A 15324-nucleotide genomic window follows, 5' to 3' on the forward strand; every position below is an offset into this window, starting at 1 on the left:
AGCGACGATGGCAGACGACAAGAAGAAGCAGGAAGACAAGCAAAAGAAGCACGCCCACGGCGAAGGTCCAGTGACCGACGCGAAGGCCCACGCCGAGGCGAAGAAGGCCGGCGGAGGCGGAGGCAAGAAGAAGGGTGCCAGGGACCAGAAGGGTCCCAAGACCATCCAGGCCGCGGAGGGCAAGGCGGCCTCGCGCGGCGAGCATCCGGCGCGGCTCGGCATCGCCTACAAGGAGCAGATCATCCCGGCCCTGATGAAGGACTTCGGCTACAAGAACCCGATGCAGGTTCCCAAGGTCGAGAAGGTCGTCGTCAACATGGGCCTGGGCGAGGCGATCACCAACAACAAGCTGATCGAGCAGGCCGAGGAGCAGATGATGGCGATCACCGGGCAGAAGGCGGTGGTCACCCGCTCGCGCAAGAGCATCGCCAACTTCAAGCTGCGGGAGAACCAGCCCATCGGCGTGATGGCCACCCTGCGCAAGGACCGGATGTACGAGTTCCTCGATCGGCTGCTCAACACCGCGCTCCCCCGCGTGCGCGACTTCAAGGGCGTCTCGGTCAAGAGCTTCGACGGCCGCGGCAACTACACCCTCGGCATCAAGGAGCAGATCATCTTCCCGGAGATCAACTACGACCGGATCGAGAAGATCAAGGGCATGAACATCACCATCGTGACCACGGCGAGGAGCGACGAAGAGGGCCGCGCTCTGCTCCGGTATTTCGGCATGCCCTTCCGGACCGCGTGATCATGGCCAAGCTCTCGAAGATGGCGCAGGCGAAGCGCCTGCAGAGGAAGCCGAAGTTCAAGGTGCGCGCCTATTCGCGCTGCGAGCTCTGCGGGCGCAGCCGCGCCTTTCTGAACAAGTTCCAGATGTGCCGCATCTGCTTCCGGAACCGGGCACTGCGCGGCGAGATCACCGGAGTCATCAAGTCGTCCTGGTAGTTCAACCACGTGAACGCCGGCGCGCCTACGGGTACGGCCGGCGGAGGTAGTCGCAAATGAGCATGACCGATCCGGTTGCCGATCTGCTGACGCGGATCCGCAACGCACAGCGCGCGGGACTGGAGCAGATCGACCTGCCAGCGAGCAACATCAAGCAGAAGATCTGCGAGGTGCTGCGCGACGAAGGCTTCGTCCGCGAAGTCTCGCGCACCGACGACGGCAAGCAAGGCAGCTTGAAAGTGCTGCTCAAGTACGACGAGGGCCGCCGGCCGGCGATCAGCGAGATCCGTCGCCAGTCGAAGCCGGGGCTGCGCCGTTACGTGAAGCACACCGACATCCCGAAGGTGATGAACGGCCTCGGCATCGCCATCCTCTCCACTTCCAAGGGCGTGCTCGTCGACCACGAGGCTCGCAAGCAGCACCTCGGCGGCGAGCTGATCGCCACCGTCTGGTAAGGAGCCGCCATGTCGCGCATCGGCAAGCTCGCCATCAAGATTCCGGACAAGGTCAAGGTGACCGCCCAGCCGGGGCTCGTGAACGTCGAAGGGCCCAAGGGAAAGGTCGCGCAGAAGCTCGACCGGGAAATGAAGGTGACCGTGGACAAGGGCGAGGTCCGGGTGGACCGCCCCAACGACTCGCGCCGCTCGCGCCAGCTCCACGGGCTGACGCGGACGCTGGTCGCCAACATGATCCAGGGCGTCACCCAGGGGTTCTCGCGCTCTCTGGACATCTCCGGCGTGGGCTACAAGGCGGAGCTCAAGGGCAAGGAGATCCACCTCGCGCTCGGCTTCTCCCATCCGGTGGTGTATCCGCTGCCGGAAGGCGTGACGGCGGAGTACGACGCCAAGGGCAACCGCCTGACGGTGAAGGGCGCCGACAAGCACCGCATCGGGCTGGTGGCGGCCGAGATCCGCAAGCTGCGGCCGCCGGAGCCCTACAAGGGCAAGGGCATCAAGTACGCGGAGGAAACGATCCGCCGCAAGCAGGGCAAAACCGGGGCCGCGTAATGGGTACCGCCACTACCAACCGCAAGACGGGAGCCGCGTAATGAGCGCCTCGACGAACATGAAGAAGCAGTTGCTGCGGCTGCGCCGCAAGGCGCACATCCGCAAGAAGGTGGAGGGCTCGCAGGAGCGCCCCCGGCTCTCGGTGTACCGCAGCCTGAACCACATCTATGCGCAGGTGATCGACGACGTCTCGGGCAAGACGCTCGCCGCCGCCTCCACGCTCTCGCCGGAGCTCAAGGACGGCAAGGGCAAAAAGAAGGAGCTGGCGAAGGAGGTCGGCAAGCTCGTGGCGAAGAAATGCCAGGAGAAGCAGATCGCCGCGGTCGTGTTCGACCGGAACGGCTTCATGTACCACGGCCGGATCGCGGCCGTCGCAGAGGGCGCCCGCGAGGGCGGCCTGAAATTCTAAGGCAAGGGGAGACAATGGCTGCACCGATCAATCCGAACGACCTCCCCGAGCTGAACGACCGGGTGGTCCACATCAACCGCGTCGCCAAGGTCGTGAAGGGTGGCCGGCGCTTTTCCTTCTCCGCGCTGGTGGTGGTCGGCGACGGCCAGGGCCACGTCGGCGCGGGCCTCGGCAAGGCCAACGAAGTGCCGGAGGCCATCCGCAAGGGCGGCGAGCAGGCGAAGAAGAACCTCTTCAAGGTGCCCCTCGCGGGCAACACCATTCCGCACGAAGTGATCGGTCACTTCGGCGCGGGGCGCGTGCTGCTCAAGCCGGCAGGCGAAGGAACCGGCGTGATCGCCGGCGGCAGCGTCCGGGCGGTGCTCGAGGCGGTGGGCATCCGCAACATCCTGACCAAATCCCAGGGGTCGCGGAATCCTCACAACGTGGTGAAGGCCGCGCTCGACGGTCTGCGCAAGCTGCGCAGCCCCGAGGAAGCGGCCCGCTTGCGCGGCAAGGAGCTGACGGAGATGCGCGCGGAGCAGGGAGCCTGAGATGGCACTGAAAGTGAAGCTGGTCCGCGGGATGAGCGGCCACACCGAGAAGCACCGCGCGACGCTGCGCGGCCTGGGCCTGACGCGGGTGGGGCGCGAGCGCGTGCTGCAGGACACGCCGGCCATCCGCGGGATGATCGACAAGGTCGGCTATCTGATCGAGTGGGCGGAGACCAACGAAGAGTTCAAGCCGTTCGGCCGTCGGTCACAGCGGAAGGCGCAGAAGGCCGGGAGCGCGAAGCCGCGAAGCGGAGAGTTGCGATGAACGAGCTGACGAGACTGACGCCGCCGCGCGGCGGTGGAGTACAGGAAAAGAAGAGGGTCGGGCGCGGTCAGGCCAGCGGCACCGGCAAGACCGCCGGCCGAGGTGGCAAGGGTCAGAAGGCCCGCACCGGCAACATGAACTTCATCGGCTTCGAGGGCGGGCAGATGCCCATCCAGCGCCGCATCCCCAAGCGCGGGTTCACCAACCCCTTCCGGTTGGAGTACGCCCTGATCAACGTCGGCGACCTGGAGGGCCTGGGGCTCGCCGAGGTGGATCTGGACAAGCTCGTCGAGGCCGGGACGGTGAAGGACCGCAAGAACGGGCTGAAGATCCTCGGCGACGGCGAGCTGACCAAGGCCATCTCCGTCCGCGCCCACAAGTTCTCCGCCTCGGCGAAGGAGAAGATCGAGAAGGCGGGCGGGAAGGTCGACGTGATCGTCCTTCCACCCAAGGTCACCCCGCAGCAGCGGAAGGCCGAGGAAAAGAAAGCGGCTGCGGCCGCGGGAAAGCCTAAACTGCGTTAGCAGGGCGTTGAAGAACGAGGTTCTTCAACGAACCCTGCTACGTTTGGCTGTTAGACTGTGCCCTTTGTAGGAGATGAGACGCCGTGTCGTTCGCCAACGCCTTCTCGAACCTGTTCAAGATCCAGGAGCTGCGCAAGCGGCTCCTCTTCACTCTCGGCTTGCTCGCGGTCTATCGCATCGGGGTGTTCGTCACCGCGCCGGGCGTCAATCGCGAGGTGATGAAGAAGGCCATCGAGTCCAGCGGCGGCTTCCTCAACCTCTTCAACCTCTTCACCGGCGGCGCGCTCGAGCAGCTCTCCATCTTCGCGCTCGGCATCATGCCGTACGTCAGCGCCAGCATCATCCTGCAGCTGCTCACCGTCGTCGTGCCCACCCTGGAGAAGCTTTCCAAAGAGGGCGAGATGGGCCGGCGCAAGATCACCCAGTGGACGCGCTACGGCACCATCGTCCTCTCGATCGTGCAGGGCTTCGGCATCGCCCGCTATCTCGAGTCGGTGAAGGCCGGCAACGAGAGCGTCGTCCCTGACGACGTGAAGGGCTGGGGCTTCCGGCTGCTCACGGTGATCACGCTCACAGCCGGGACGGCGTTCATCATGTGGCTCGGCGAGCAGATCACCGAGCGCGGCATCGGCAACGGCATCTCGTTGATCATCTTCGCCGGCATCGTGGCCCGCATCCCGCAGGCGACATTGCAGACCTGGAGCACCTTCCAGGACAAGGCCGAAGGCTCGGACATCCAGATCCTGGTGCTGGGCTTGGTGATGGTGGTCACCATCGCGGTGATCGTGTTCGTCGAGCGCGCGTACCGGAAGATTCCCGTTCACTACGCGAAGCGGGTGGTGGGGCGGCAGACCTTCAGCGGCCAGAGCACCCACTTGCCGCTCAAGGTGAACATGTCGGGCGTGATCCCACCCATCTTCGCCAGCTCGATCCTGCTCTTCCCGGCCACGCTCGCCACCTGGATCCCGGCGTTCAAGCCGTTCGCCGACGCGATGACGCGGGGCGGCTGGATCTACGACGGCCTGTACGTCATCGGGATCATCTTCTTCTGCTACTTCTACACCGCGGTGACCTTCAACCCGGTGGACGTGGCCGACAATCTCAAGAAGTACGGCGGCTACATCCCCGGCATCCGTCCCGGCAAGAAGACCGCCGAGTACATCGACCACGTGCTCTCGCGCATCACCTTCGGCGGGGCCATCTACATCTCCGCGGTGTGCGTGCTGCCGAGCGTCCTCATCACCAAGTACAACGTGCCGTTCCAGTTCGGCGGCACCGCGCTCCTGATCGTCGTCGGCGTCGCGCTCGATACCGTGCAGCAGATCGAGAGCCATCTGATCACGCGCCACTACGAGGGCTTCACTGGCCCGCGCGGCCCGCGCATCCGCGGCCGTCGCGACGTCGGTGCTCCTGCAGCCGCTTAAGGGGGGCGCGTGAACCTGATCTTCCTCGGACCGCCGGGGGCTGGAAAGGGAACGCAGTCCAAGCGGCTGGCGGCGCGCTACGGCATTCCGCAGCTCTCCACCGGAGACATCCTGCGCAAGGCGGTCGCCGACGGTACTGCGCTCGGCAAGCAGGCAAAGGCGCTGATGGACGCGGGCAAGCTCGTACCGGACGAAATCGTCAACGGCATCGTCGACGAGGCGCTGGCGTCTCCGATGGCGGCGAAGGGGTTCCTCTTCGACGGATTCCCGCGCACGGTCCCGCAGGCGACGGCGCTCGACGAGATGTTGCAGCGCCGCGGGAAGCGCATCGACCACGTCATCCTCCTCGAAGTCCCCATCGAGGTGCTGGTCGACCGCCTGTCCGGCCGGCAGACGTGCCCCAAATGCCAGACGCCGTACGGCAAGGACACGCCGCCGAAGCGACCGGGGATGTGCGACAAGGACGGCGAGAAGCTGGTCGTCCGCCCCGACGACATGCCGGACCGCGTCCGCCAACGGATGACCGAGTACCAGAGCAAGACGGCGCTGCTCACTGATTACTACAAGGCCAGGGGCGTCGTGCGGTCGGTGAGCGGCGTGGGTACCGTGGAGGAAGTGGAGAAGCGCATCGTCCAGGCGCTGAGCTAGATGCCGGGAGGAATCGAGATCAAGACCCGCGACGAGATCGGGTACATGCGCGAGGCCTCGCTGATCGTCTACGAGGTGCTCGAGGAGCTGACCCGCGCCGTCGCGCCCGGCGTCACGCTGGAGGAGCTCGACGCCATCGCCGAGCGCGAGACCGTCCGCCGCGGCGGCGTCTGCGCGTTCAAGGGGCTGTACGGGTTCCCCAAGAACGTCTGCATCTCGGTGAACGAGCAGGTCGTCCACGGCATCCCCACCCGGCGCAGGCTCGTCGAAGGCGACTTGCTGAAGCTGGACTACGGCGTGATCAAGCACGGGTACTACGGAGACTCCGCGCGCACCGTCGCCGTCGGGAAGGTGTCGCTGGAGGCGTCGCGGCTGCTGGAGGAGACGCGGCTCGCGCTGGAGAAGGGCATCGCGGCGATGGTTCCCGGCAACCGCATCAGCGACATCGGCTCCGCCATCGAGGCGCATGTCAGGCCGTTCGGGTACGGCATCGTTCGCGATTACGTCGGCCACGGAATCGGCAAGAAGCTGCACGAGGAGCCGCAGGTGCCGAACTACGGGCTGTCGCTGTGGTCCCGCGGACAGCCGAACCCGCGCATGCGGGCGGGCATGGTCCTCGCCATCGAGCCGATGATCAACCTCGGCACCCACGAGGTCGACACCCTCCCGGACGGCTGGACCGTGGTCACCCGCGACGGCAAGCTGTCCAGCCACTGGGAGCACACCATCGCCGTCACCGACAACGGCCCCGAGGTCCTGACCCGCCCGTGATCGCACTGTTCGCCGCCGCCCACATCTATCTGTTCCCCTGGCCGGGTGAGCCACCCAAGGCGCTCTTCCTGCTGCCCACGGAGGGCGAGAGCGCGTGCGGCATGGGTCCGGTCAACTTCGGGCCGCCGGATGGGTCGTGGAGCAGCGGCAGCGGCGGATCGCAGGCCTCCTGCGAGTTCCGCCAGATCGTGCAGCCCGATGCCCTGCTGCCGGCATGGATCGATGCGGGAAAGGTCGTTCCCGGCGCAGAGATCGAGGTTACCTGGACGCTCCAGGGCGGCGGTGCGAAGGGGACAGGGCACAAGGCGACGTTGAAGGCGGACGCGGTGGCGCCCGACGCGCTCCGCAGCACCGCCGCGGGACTGTCCGCGAAAGCCGCGAAGGTAAAGAACAACGTGCGCGTGGATGTCCGCAATGGCGGGCAAGGTCCCATCCTCCTCGGCGACGCGGTCGCCGCCCGGAATCGTCCGGACGACAGCTGCGTGGGAGCGGGGCCGCAGGCCTTGCTGCAGCCCGGCGAGACCCTGGTCGACACGCGGCCGGGCCTGCTCTCCAAGTCGATGAAGGTCTACGCGGCCGCCTTTACCGCCCCGAAGAAGTGCCGCTGGGTGGAGATTCAGCGGCGCTGATCGAAGGTAGCCCCGAACGGCTGCACCGTTCGGCGTGGTCCCTGGCCCGAAGCGTGAAGGCGAAAGGCAGCTCCTGCCTTGGCGCGCCCTTCATGACTTCGGGCGGAGGGGGATCGAGCTTTCGGACAGACTTGATGCTCTCTACCGCGACCTCGTCGAGGTACCGCGCACCCGAACTCGTGGCGACGCGGATATCCGAAATCTGCCCATCGCCCTCGACCGTGAACGTCAGAACGGTGCGCCGGTCCCGGGTCGAATACAGGCATCCCGTCGGATCGTTGCGTGAGGCCGCATCGATGACGCGAGGCTTCCAGGCCGCTCCGAACGCTGCTTTCACCGTCTCGAGGTACGACTTGCCAGCGGGTGAAAGAGGCGACCCGCGGGGTGTCGTCCTGCAGGCGGACAGGCAAGCAACAAGAATCGCGACGAGAAGAGTGGGTCGCACGCGAGGCGCTCCTATCACTTCTATCGGCCTTGCTCGGCGCCGTAACGCCCCCGTGGCCGGCCCTCCGGCCGGCCAGGAGCACCTTGACATGATGCAGCGCGGCTGTTATTAGCCGCGCTCCCTTCGTTCCGGGTAGGCCCCGGCGGCGCGAGCCGCGGTAGGGGGTGCGGACGGAAGGAAAGCGATTTTCGGGGCGTTTTCGTCGGCTGGAGGAAGCCGTGAAGGTCCGTGCTTCGGTGAAGAAGATCTGCGTGAAGTGCAAGGTGATCCGCCGCAAGGGCGTGGTGCGCGTGATCTGCACGGCGAACCCCCGCCACAAGCAGCGGCAGGGCTGAGGAGATTCGTAGATGGCGCGTATTGCAGGCGTGGACCTTCCCCGCGAGAAGCAGATCGAGACCTCGCTGCAGTACCTGTACGGGATCGGCAAGACCACCGCACAGAAGATCTGTACGGCGGCGCAGCTCGATCCCACCAAGCGGACGAAGGACCTCACCGAAGACGAGATCCACCGCATCCGCGAGACGCTGGAACAGGGCTACAAGGTGGAGGGCGACCTGCGCCGCGAAGTGAGCCTCAACATCAAGCGCCTGATGGACCTCGGCTGCTACCGCGGCCTCCGCCACCGCAAAGGCCTGCCGGTCCGCGGCCAGCGCACCCACACCAACGCGCGCACCCGCAAGGGTCCGAAGCGCGGCATCGTCCGCCGCGTCGTCAGCGCCGCGCCCCCCGCCGGCAAGTAAGGACACATCGACATGGCCGAAGAGCAGAAGCCGACCGCCGCACCGACGACCCCCGCAGCAGGCGCCGCCGCCACCCCGGCTGCCGCCGAGCGCAAGGGCAAGAAGAAGACCCGCAAGAACGTGCAGACGGGCATCGTCTACATCCAGAGCACGTTCAACAACACCATCATCACCATCACCGACGTTTCCGGGAACGTGCTTTCCTGGTCGTCCGCCGGCGCGCGCGGGTTCAAGGGCTCGCGCAAGTCGACGCCGTTCGCCGCCCAGGTGGCGGCGGGCGACGCGGCCGCCAAGGCGATGGAGCACGGCCTGAAGAACGTGTCCGTGCTGGTCAAGGGCCCCGGCGCGGGTCGGGAGTCGGCGCTGCGCGCGCTGGCCGCCGCCGGCCTGAAGGTCACGCTGATCCGGGACATCACGCCCATCCCGCACAACGGTTGCCGGCCGCCCAAGCGCCGTCGCGTCTAAGGAGCTTTCTCGAGATGGCTCGATACACGGAATCGTCTTGCCGCATCTGCCGGCGTGAAAATCTCAAGATGTACCTGAAGGGCGACCGCTGCTACACGGACAAGTGCGCCATCGAGCGCCGCCCGTATCCGCCGGGCCAGCACGGCCAGGGCCGCGCCAAGTTCTCCGAATACGGCGTGCAGCTGCGCGAGAAGCAGAAGGTGAAGCGGCTCTACGGCCTGCTCGAGACGCAGTTCCGCGGCTACTACCTGCGCGGCAGCGCCGCCAAGGGCAAGACCGGCGAGAACCTGCTCCAGTTCCTCGAGCAGCGCCTCGACAACGTGGTCTTCCGCCTCGGTTTCGCCGACACGCGCGCGGAGGCGCGCCAGCTCGTCCGGCACGGGCACTTCCGCGTCAACGACCGCAAGGTCAACATCCCCAGCTTCCAGGTGAAGGTCGGCGACGTGGTCGCGGTGAAGGAGAAGTCCCGCAAGGTCGTCCGCATCAACGAGGCGCTGGAGGCGGTCGACCGCCGCGGCGTTCCGGCCTGGCTCGATCTCGACAAGGGCGGCTTCAAGGGGACGGTGAAGTCCACCCCCAGCCGCGACGACATCACCATGCCCATCCAGGAGCAGCTGATCGTCGAGCTCTACTCGAAGTAGTGCGCAGGGCAGTACGCAGTTCCCGCAGCGGACGACCCAATGGTGCCCCGCAATTCCGCGGTGGAGACGGGCGGCGTTGCAAGGAGAAGAAACGTGGCAGAAGCATTGATTGCGAAGAACTGGCGCGACCTGATCAAGCCGCGCGGCCTGCACGTCGAGCAGGACACGCTGACCGACACCTACGGGAAGTTCGTCGCCGAGCCGCTCGAGCGCGGCTTCGGCATCACCCTCGGCAACGCGCTGAGGCGCGTGCTGCTCAGCTCGCTGCAGGGCGCCGCCATGACCAGCGTCCGCATCGAAGGCGTGGAGCACGAGTTCACCACCATCTCCAACGTTGCCGAGGACGTCACCGACATCATCCTCAACCTCAAGGAAGTCCTCCTCCGGATGCACACGCAGGAGGAGAAGACCATCCGCATCGAGGTGGAGGGGCCCAAGGAAGTCAAGGCCGGCGACGTCATCGTCGACCAGGACGTCGAGGTGCTGAATCCCGGCCATCACCTCTTCACCGTGTCCGAGGGCGGGCGCGTGCGGATGGAGATGACCTGCCGCCGCGGCCGCGGGTACGTCCCCGCCGAGCGGAACAAGGTGGTGGGCGCGCCCATCGGGGTGATGCCCATCGACTCGCTCTTCAGCCCGGTGAAGAAGGTCAACTACCAGGTGACCAACGCCCGCGTCGGGCAGGCCACCGACTACGACCGCCTCTCGCTGGAAGTGTGGAGCAACGGGTCGGTGACGCCGGCGGACGCGGTGGCGTTCGCGGCGAAGATCGTCAAGGAACAGCTCTCCATCTTCATCAACTTCGACGAGACCGAGGAGCCGGCCCCGATCGAGCTGCCGAAGAACGAGGAGAAGCTGAACGAGAATCTCTTCCGCTCGGTAGACGAGCTGGAGCTGTCGGTCCGCTCGGCCAACTGCCTGCAGAACGCCAACATCAAGACCATCGGCGACCTGGTGCAGAAGACCGAGGCCGAGATGCTGAAGACCAAGAACTTCGGCCGGAAGTCCTTGAAGGAGATCAAGGAAATCCTCGCCGAGATGGGGCTTGGCCTGGGAATGAAGCTGGAGAACTGGCCGCCCAAGCCGCCCACGGCCCAGGCGCCCGTCCTGAAGCAGTAAGGAGACCGCGATGTCCCGCCACGCCAATGCCGGCCGCAAGCTGAGCCGGAATACCAGCCACCGCAAGGCGCTGCTCGACAACCTGGTCCGGGCGGTGATCCTCAACGAGAGCATCCGCACCACCACGCCCAAGGCCAAGGAGGCGCGGCGGCTGGTGGAGCGGGTGATCACCAAGGCGCGCGACAACACGCTGGCCTCCCGCCGGGTCGTTCACAAGACGGTGCGCGATCAGGCGGCGCTGGCGAAGCTGTTCGAGAATATCGGCCCGCGCTTCAAGGAGCGCCCGGGCGGGTACACGCGGATCGTCCACGTGCAGAACCGGCTCGGGGACAACGCGCCGATGTCGATCCTCGAGCTGGTCGTGAAGGGCGAGAAGACGGAGCCGGAGCAGAAGCCCGCCGCGGAGAAGAAGGCGGAGAAGAAGGCGGCAGCGAAGGAGACCGGCGGCCAGGGCGCGGGCGAGAAGAAGCCTGCGAAGCAGAAGAAGGCCAAGAAGGAGAAGGAAGAGAAGGGCGAATAGCTCCGACTTTGCGCTCCCACCCCGAACTCGCCCCGGCGGCCGCGAGCTCGCCCCGGGGCGAGTTCAGTTTCGAACTCAATCAGTTCAGCCGGCTGAACCAAATAGCGGCGCAACCTCGCGCAAGCAGGGAGTAACGCGGCTCAGTCGCTGAGCCGCACGCGGATTCGCGCGATCAGCTCCTGGTTCTCGAACGGCTTGCGGATGAACTCCTCCGCGCCGGCGGCGAGAGCGCGCTCCACGACGTCCTTGCCCGGCCGGGCCGAGACAACGAACACCGGGACGTTGCGCGTGCGTGGATCCTTCTTCAGGGCACGGCAGAGATCGAGCCCGTCGCGGTCGGGCATGGCGATGTCCAGGAGCACCAGATGGGGGACCGCGTGCTCGAGCTTCTCCAGCGCCGCGGCGGCGCTGGTCGCCACGGTGGAGTCGATTCCCTCGAGCTCGAGCAGGGTGGCGAGGAAGGTGACGATCTCCGGGTCGTCGTCCACCACCAGGACGCGCCGGCGCGGCGATCGCTCTTCGGCTGCGCTCATTCGCGGAACTCCGCTTCGTAGCGCCCGGCGAGCGTATCGACGAGCAGCGTCTTGGGCGCCATGCTGCGCGGCGCGTAGGTGGCCCTGCCGGCCTGATCGCGGATGGCGAATTTGTTCACGGGGAGCATCACGTGGCCGCCGGGGCCGACTTCCTCCGTCCGAAACTGATAGATGCCGTTCAGCGTCAGCCGGACGTTGTGCCATGATTTCGGGGAATCGTTGCGCACGAAGATCTGCGTCATGGCCGGCACCTCGACGCGCTGGACGCGCACATACGCGCCCAGCACATTATCGGTGTACAGCTGGCCGACCAACGTAGCCGCCACGATCAAGCCGTAGCTCCCCAGCGCGTAAGCGCGCCACCGGGAGTGTTCGGGCCGCGCCCGGAAGTCCGCAAGCGCGTTGCCACTCCGGGTGGCGACGCGCCCGAAGCTCGACCCCGTCATCCGGATCAGCCCACGCGCCGCCGCTGCGAGCCCGCTTCCGATGGCAGCGCCCAGTCCACGCTTCTGTGGCGCTGCTGCCGCTGCCGGCGCTGCCGGCGGTCGGGTGACTTCTCCCACCGAGCCATCGTACCCGATGAAGTCGCCATGGCAAGCAGGGCCCGGGCGAAGAGTGCTGAACGAGCGATTTATCGGGGATTTCCGGTCGCTCCCGGGTGATGACGCTCTGTGTCAACCGAAGGAGATCCCGCGCGCGGGCTCAATGCCACGCAGCGCGCCGGAACCCCGGGTCCTGCGCCCAGCGGGAAAACGCCGGGTCGTCCTGCATCTGGGCGAGCGACCGGTCGGTCGCCTCCTGCACGGCCGCATCGAGGGCGGCGCCTTTGAGCCCCTGTTCCGCGAGCCGCGTCCGCGCGTCCGGCTCCACCCTCTTCGCCGCTTCGCTCAGCGCCTGGGCGGCAGACGCTGCGTTCCCGCGCGCGGCAAACACCCGCGCGCGTCCATGGTAGCCCTGCGGCGACCCGGGAGCGACCGAGAGCAGGCGATCGAACGTCGCGCCCGCTTCCGGAATCTGGCCGTCCTCGAGCAACGCCAGGCCGTATTGGTACAGCGCGGGAACGTTGTCCGACTTGAGGTGGACGGCCCGCTCGTAATCCGCGAGCGCCGCCTTCCGGTCTCCGGCGCGCGCGGCGAGATTCCCGCGCGAGAGCAGCAGGAAGAGGTTGGTCGGCGCGCCCTCCAGCGCGGCGCTCAACTCGGCCCGCGCAGCCACCACATCTCCCGTTTCCCCGAGCACGCGCGCAGCGCCGATCCGGGCGGTGACCGAGCCGGGGTCGACGGCAGCGGCGTCCCGATATGCGGCGAGCGCCTCCTGCTTCCGGCCGAGATCGTAGAGCGCGTCGCCGAGCCGCTCCCGCGCCTGCGCGCTGCGGGGGGCGAGGCGCGCTGCCTCGCGGTACTCCGCCACCGCTTCCTGCGGATGCCCGGTATTTACCAGCACGTTCCCGCGTGCGAGATGCGGCGCCGAAGCGTCGGTGTTGCAGGCGCACGCGAGCGCCAGCGCGAGAGCAGCTCCGGATCTCATGGCGGGCGGAGGATAATCGAGAAGATCCAGCGGAAAAAGCGCTTCTTACGCCGGGGGCAGCGTGAGCACGAACGCCGCGCCCGATCCCCCGTCGCGGAGCGTGAGCGTGCCGCCGTGGGCCTGAGCAATGTCCCGGCTGGTGGAGAGGCCCAGCCCGTTTCCGCCCGGGCGCGTGGTGACGAAGCGCTGGAAGATGCGATCGCGATTTTCGGGCGGCACTCCAGGACCGTCGTCCGTCACGGTCACTTCCGCCCGCCCATCCGTCGTCCGCGCGGTGCTGATGCTGATGCGCGTCCGCGCGAAGTCCAAGGCGTTCAGGAGCAGGTTCAGCAGGAGCTGGCGGATGGCGAACGGATCCGCATCCACCCGCGGCGGCTCTCCCGTCGCCTGCTCCAGCTGCAGGTCCTTGATCCGCGCCATCGGCCGGACCATCTGCAGCGCGTCGCTGACCAGCTCGTTCACGTCCTGTGGCCGCCGCGGCACCTTTTCTCCGGCGGAGTAGCTGAGAAAGCTCTGCAGCTGCGCAACGGTCCGCCGGGTCTCGTTCTCCAGTTCCTTGAGATGCCGGGTGACCTTGGGGTCCGACCGCGCTCGTTCCGCCGCCGTCCGCGCGAGCTCGGCGAACCCGAGCACCACCGTCAGCGCGTTCTTCATCTCGTGCGCGAATCCCGCCGTCAGCAGACCCACCGTGCTCGTCCGCTGCGCTCTCTCCAGCGCGACGGAGATCTCCGCCAGCCGGCGCTGCAGCGTCCAGGCAGCCGCCACGCCGCCCGCAGCCAGGAGCAGGACGGCAAGATACTGCAGTCCGCCGAGGTTCACGCCCTTCCACAGTGAGACGACGAGCACGATGGTCGAGAGCAAAAAGATGATCGGCCCCCAGTACAGTGCAGCCATCGCCACCTGCCGCGCGCGGAGCGCGGCGAGAATGCCGGGCGAGGTGGGGCGCCGCTTCTTCACGCGCGCCATATAGCAGAAGTGGAATGCGGAGCGCCCACGATCCATCATGCGCCCCATGGGCCTGCAAGGGCGGCGCGTGCTCCTCTGCGTAGGGGGCGGCATCGCGGCATACAAAGCCTGCGAGCTCGCCCGCCTGCTCGTGAAGGACGGCGCGCAGGTCCGTGTCGCTCTGACCCCCGCCGCGCAGCGGTTCGTCACCGCCCTGACGTTCCAGGCGCTGACGGGCTCGGCGGTAGCCGCCGACATCTTCTGCGCCGAGCAGGAGCTCGCCGCGGGCCACATCGCGCTCGCCGATTGGGCCGAGCTGGCCGTCGTCGCGCCGGCGACGGCGAATCTCCTCGCGCGGCTGCGGATCGGGCAGGCCGACGACGCCGCGGCGGCGGCCCTCCTGGCGATCGATCCCCGCCGCTGGCTGCTCGCGCCGGCGATGAACGAGAAGATGTGGGCGAGCCCCGCGGTCGAAGAGAACGTGCGGGTGCTCCGCGAGCGCGGAGCACGGATGGTCGGCCCGGCGATCGGCGAGATGGCGGAGCGAAGCCACGTCGGTCCGGGGCGCATGTCGGAGCCGGCAGAGATCTTCGCCGCCTGCCAGCAGGCGCTCGCGCCTCGCGATCTGGAGGACGTCCCGGTGCTGGTCACCGCCGGGCCCACCCGGGAGATGCTCGACCCGGTCCGTTACCTCTCGAACCCGTCCTCGGGCCGGATGGGATACGCGCTTGCCGAAGCGGCCCGCGACCGCGGCGCGCGCGTGACGCTGATCTCCGGCCCGGTGGAGCTTCCCAAGCCGCCGCAGGTCGACATGGTGGAGGTGGTCTCGGCGGAGGACCTCGCGCGCGCCGTGGGCGAGCGTCTCGACGGCGTCCGCGTGGTGGTGATGGCCGCTGCCGTCGCCGATCAGCGTCCTTCGAAGCGCGCTTCACAGAAGGTGAAGAAGAAGCCCGGCGACGAGACCGTCACCCTGGTGCGGACGCCCGACATCCTGGCCTCCCTCGGCGAGCGCGCGCAGCGGCCCCTCCTGGTCGGCTTCGCGGCCGAGTCGGAGAACGTCGAAGGGAATGCGCGCGACAAGCTCCTGCGCAAGAACCTCGACTTGATCGTCGCCAACGACGTGGCCGATGCCTTCGGCAAGACCACCAACAAGGTCCTGGTGCTCGGAAAGGATGGCGCGCGCCGGGAGCTGGCCGGGCCGAAGCAGACGGTGGCGCACGCCATCTGGGACATG

Annotated in this window: 24 protein-coding genes; 19 read left to right on the top strand and 5 right to left on the bottom strand. The window is 67.4% G+C overall.

Features of this window, described 5'->3' with window-relative positions; all coding sequences use genetic code 11:
• Positions 1–7: 7 nt before the first annotated feature.
• From rplE to E6J58_21650, 12 genes are all read left to right on the top strand, one after another.
• On the top strand, positions 8–748 hold the full coding sequence (gene rplE, locus E6J58_21595) for a 50S ribosomal protein L5 (protein TMB33016.1): 741 nt from the start codon (positions 8–10) through the stop codon (positions 746–748).
• 2 nt (positions 749–750) lie between these two features.
• Complete coding sequence (locus E6J58_21600; protein TMB33017.1) at positions 751–945, top strand: type Z 30S ribosomal protein S14; 195 nt, start codon at positions 751–753, stop codon at positions 943–945.
• 56 nt (positions 946–1001) lie between these two features.
• Positions 1002–1400, top strand: a complete 399-nt coding sequence (gene rpsH, locus E6J58_21605; protein ID TMB33018.1) for a 30S ribosomal protein S8 — start codon at positions 1002–1004, stop codon at positions 1398–1400.
• Between the two features lie 9 nt (positions 1401–1409).
• The gene (locus tag E6J58_21610; GenBank protein TMB33019.1) at positions 1410–1952 is read left to right on the top strand and encodes a 50S ribosomal protein L6; all 543 of its coding nucleotides are present in this window, start codon (positions 1410–1412) and stop codon (positions 1950–1952) included.
• Positions 1953–1992: 40 nt separating this feature from the next.
• Positions 1993–2361 (top strand): 50S ribosomal protein L18, encoded by a 369-nt coding sequence (locus tag E6J58_21615; GenBank protein ID TMB33020.1) that lies wholly within the window; start codon positions 1993–1995, stop codon positions 2359–2361.
• Between the two features lie 14 nt (positions 2362–2375).
• The gene (locus tag E6J58_21620; protein ID TMB33021.1) at positions 2376–2894 is read left to right on the top strand and encodes a 30S ribosomal protein S5; all 519 of its coding nucleotides are present in this window, start codon (positions 2376–2378) and stop codon (positions 2892–2894) included.
• Between the two features lies 1 nt (position 2895).
• A complete protein-coding gene (rpmD, locus tag E6J58_21625; protein TMB33022.1) occupies positions 2896–3159 on the top strand; it encodes a 50S ribosomal protein L30 in 264 nt (87 codons plus the stop codon).
• Positions 3156–3683, top strand: coding sequence for a 50S ribosomal protein L15 (locus tag E6J58_21630; protein TMB33023.1), 528 nt, complete (start codon positions 3156–3158; stop codon positions 3681–3683). The genes rpmD and E6J58_21630 overlap by 4 nt, the downstream gene beginning before the upstream one ends.
• Positions 3684–3766: 83 nt before the next feature.
• Positions 3767–5107 (top strand): preprotein translocase subunit SecY, encoded by a 1341-nt coding sequence (secY, locus tag E6J58_21635; GenBank protein ID TMB33024.1) that lies wholly within the window; start codon positions 3767–3769, stop codon positions 5105–5107.
• Positions 5108–5116: 9 nt separating this feature from the next.
• On the top strand, positions 5117–5755 hold the full coding sequence (locus tag E6J58_21640) for an adenylate kinase (GenBank protein ID TMB33025.1): 639 nt from the start codon (positions 5117–5119) through the stop codon (positions 5753–5755).
• Positions 5756–6526 carry a type I methionyl aminopeptidase gene (map, locus tag E6J58_21645; GenBank protein TMB33026.1) on the top strand — a complete coding sequence of 257 codons (771 nt, stop codon included), beginning with the start codon at positions 5756–5758 and terminating at the stop codon, positions 6524–6526.
• Positions 6523–7155, top strand: a complete 633-nt coding sequence (locus E6J58_21650) for a hypothetical protein (GenBank protein ID TMB33027.1) — start codon at positions 6523–6525, stop codon at positions 7153–7155. The genes map and E6J58_21650 overlap by 4 nt, the downstream gene beginning before the upstream one ends.
• On the opposite strand, the gene E6J58_21655 is transcribed toward E6J58_21650, so the two are convergent.
• Positions 7109–7690, bottom strand: a complete 582-nt coding sequence (locus E6J58_21655) for an energy transducer TonB (protein ID TMB33028.1) — start codon at positions 7688–7690, stop codon at positions 7109–7111. The genes E6J58_21650 and E6J58_21655 overlap by 47 nt on opposite strands.
• A 128-nt stretch (positions 7691–7818) precedes the next feature.
• Between E6J58_21655 and rpmJ the strand changes: the two genes are divergently transcribed.
• The 6 genes from rpmJ (at position 7819) to E6J58_21685 (ending at position 11085) form a co-directional block, all read left to right on the top strand.
• Positions 7819–7935, top strand: coding sequence for a 50S ribosomal protein L36 (rpmJ, locus tag E6J58_21660; protein TMB33029.1), 117 nt, complete (start codon positions 7819–7821; stop codon positions 7933–7935).
• A 12-nt stretch (positions 7936–7947) separates the two neighbouring features.
• On the top strand, positions 7948–8340 hold the full coding sequence (gene rpsM / locus E6J58_21665; protein TMB33030.1) for a 30S ribosomal protein S13: 393 nt from the start codon (positions 7948–7950) through the stop codon (positions 8338–8340).
• A 12-nt stretch (positions 8341–8352) separates the two neighbouring features.
• Entirely contained in the window at positions 8353–8805 is a 453-nt protein-coding gene (gene rpsK / locus E6J58_21670; protein ID TMB33031.1) for a 30S ribosomal protein S11, read from the top strand.
• A gap of 14 nt (positions 8806–8819) precedes the next feature.
• The gene (rpsD, locus tag E6J58_21675) at positions 8820–9446 is read left to right on the top strand and encodes a 30S ribosomal protein S4 (GenBank protein ID TMB33032.1); all 627 of its coding nucleotides are present in this window, start codon (positions 8820–8822) and stop codon (positions 9444–9446) included.
• 93 nt (positions 9447–9539) lie between these two features.
• Positions 9540–10565: a DNA-directed RNA polymerase subunit alpha gene (locus E6J58_21680; GenBank protein ID TMB33033.1), complete on the top strand. Its 1026-nt coding sequence runs from the start codon at positions 9540–9542 to the stop codon at positions 10563–10565.
• Positions 10566–10575: 10 nt separating this feature from the next.
• Positions 10576–11085: a 50S ribosomal protein L17 gene (locus E6J58_21685; GenBank protein ID TMB33034.1), complete on the top strand. Its 510-nt coding sequence runs from the start codon at positions 10576–10578 to the stop codon at positions 11083–11085.
• A gap of 140 nt (positions 11086–11225) precedes the next feature.
• Here E6J58_21685 and E6J58_21690 read toward each other — a convergent pair whose 3' ends face one another.
• From E6J58_21690 to E6J58_21705, 4 genes are all read right to left on the bottom strand, one after another.
• Complete coding sequence (locus E6J58_21690; protein TMB33035.1) at positions 11226–11618, bottom strand: response regulator; 393 nt, start codon at positions 11616–11618, stop codon at positions 11226–11228.
• Positions 11615–12181: a hypothetical protein gene (locus tag E6J58_21695; GenBank protein TMB33036.1), complete on the bottom strand. Its 567-nt coding sequence runs from the start codon at positions 12179–12181 to the stop codon at positions 11615–11617. The genes E6J58_21690 and E6J58_21695 overlap by 4 nt, the downstream gene beginning before the upstream one ends.
• Before the next feature lie 139 nt (positions 12182–12320).
• Positions 12321–13145 (bottom strand): tetratricopeptide repeat protein, encoded by an 825-nt coding sequence (locus E6J58_21700; GenBank protein ID TMB33037.1) that lies wholly within the window; start codon positions 13143–13145, stop codon positions 12321–12323.
• A gap of 45 nt (positions 13146–13190) precedes the next feature.
• Entirely contained in the window at positions 13191–14204 is a 1014-nt protein-coding gene (locus E6J58_21705; protein TMB33038.1) for a HAMP domain-containing histidine kinase, read from the bottom strand.
• Between E6J58_21705 and coaBC the strand changes: the two genes are divergently transcribed.
• Positions 14158–15324 (top strand): bifunctional phosphopantothenoylcysteine decarboxylase/phosphopantothenate--cysteine ligase CoaBC (gene coaBC / locus E6J58_21710; GenBank protein ID TMB33103.1); only part of this gene is annotated, 1167 nt, incomplete at its 3' end. The genes E6J58_21705 and coaBC overlap by 47 nt on opposite strands.

This window comes from Deltaproteobacteria bacterium, assembly GCA_005879535.1.
Classification (GTDB): Bacteria; Myxococcota; Myxococcia; order Myxococcales; family 40CM-4-68-19; genus 40CM-4-68-19.

What these genes read in the sequence shown, in the direction of transcription:
- rplE (TMB33016.1), top strand. Translation starts at nt 8, where the DNA reads ATGGCAGACGACAAGAAGAAGCAGGAAGACAAGCAAAAGAAGCACGCC.
- E6J58_21600 (TMB33017.1), top strand. Translation starts at nt 751, where the DNA reads ATGGCCAAGCTCTCGAAGATGGCGCAGGCGAAGCGCCTGCAGAGGAAG.
- rpsH (TMB33018.1), top strand. Translation starts at nt 1,002, where the DNA reads ATGAGCATGACCGATCCGGTTGCCGATCTGCTGACGCGGATCCGCAAC.
- E6J58_21610 (TMB33019.1), top strand. Translation starts at nt 1,410, where the DNA reads ATGTCGCGCATCGGCAAGCTCGCCATCAAGATTCCGGACAAGGTCAAG.
- E6J58_21615 (TMB33020.1), top strand. Translation starts at nt 1,993, where the DNA reads ATGAGCGCCTCGACGAACATGAAGAAGCAGTTGCTGCGGCTGCGCCGC.
- E6J58_21620 (TMB33021.1), top strand. Translation starts at nt 2,376, where the DNA reads ATGGCTGCACCGATCAATCCGAACGACCTCCCCGAGCTGAACGACCGG.
- rpmD (TMB33022.1), top strand. Translation starts at nt 2,896, where the DNA reads ATGGCACTGAAAGTGAAGCTGGTCCGCGGGATGAGCGGCCACACCGAG.
- E6J58_21630 (TMB33023.1), top strand. Translation starts at nt 3,156, where the DNA reads ATGAACGAGCTGACGAGACTGACGCCGCCGCGCGGCGGTGGAGTACAG.
- map (TMB33026.1), top strand. Translation starts at nt 5,756, where the DNA reads ATGCCGGGAGGAATCGAGATCAAGACCCGCGACGAGATCGGGTACATG.
- E6J58_21655 (TMB33028.1), bottom strand. Translation starts at nt 7,690, where the DNA reads ATGTCAAGGTGCTCCTGGCCGGCCGGAGGGCCGGCCACGGGGGCGTTA.
- rpsM (TMB33030.1), top strand. Translation starts at nt 7,948, where the DNA reads ATGGCGCGTATTGCAGGCGTGGACCTTCCCCGCGAGAAGCAGATCGAG.
- rpsK (TMB33031.1), top strand. Translation starts at nt 8,353, where the DNA reads ATGGCCGAAGAGCAGAAGCCGACCGCCGCACCGACGACCCCCGCAGCA.
- rpsD (TMB33032.1), top strand. Translation starts at nt 8,820, where the DNA reads ATGGCTCGATACACGGAATCGTCTTGCCGCATCTGCCGGCGTGAAAAT.
- E6J58_21685 (TMB33034.1), top strand. Translation starts at nt 10,576, where the DNA reads ATGTCCCGCCACGCCAATGCCGGCCGCAAGCTGAGCCGGAATACCAGC.
- E6J58_21690 (TMB33035.1), bottom strand. Translation starts at nt 11,618, where the DNA reads ATGAGCGCAGCCGAAGAGCGATCGCCGCGCCGGCGCGTCCTGGTGGTG.
- E6J58_21700 (TMB33037.1), bottom strand. Translation starts at nt 13,145, where the DNA reads ATGAGATCCGGAGCTGCTCTCGCGCTGGCGCTCGCGTGCGCCTGCAAC.
- E6J58_21705 (TMB33038.1), bottom strand. Translation starts at nt 14,204, where the DNA reads ATGCCGCCCCCTACGCAGAGGAGCACGCGCCGCCCTTGCAGGCCCATG.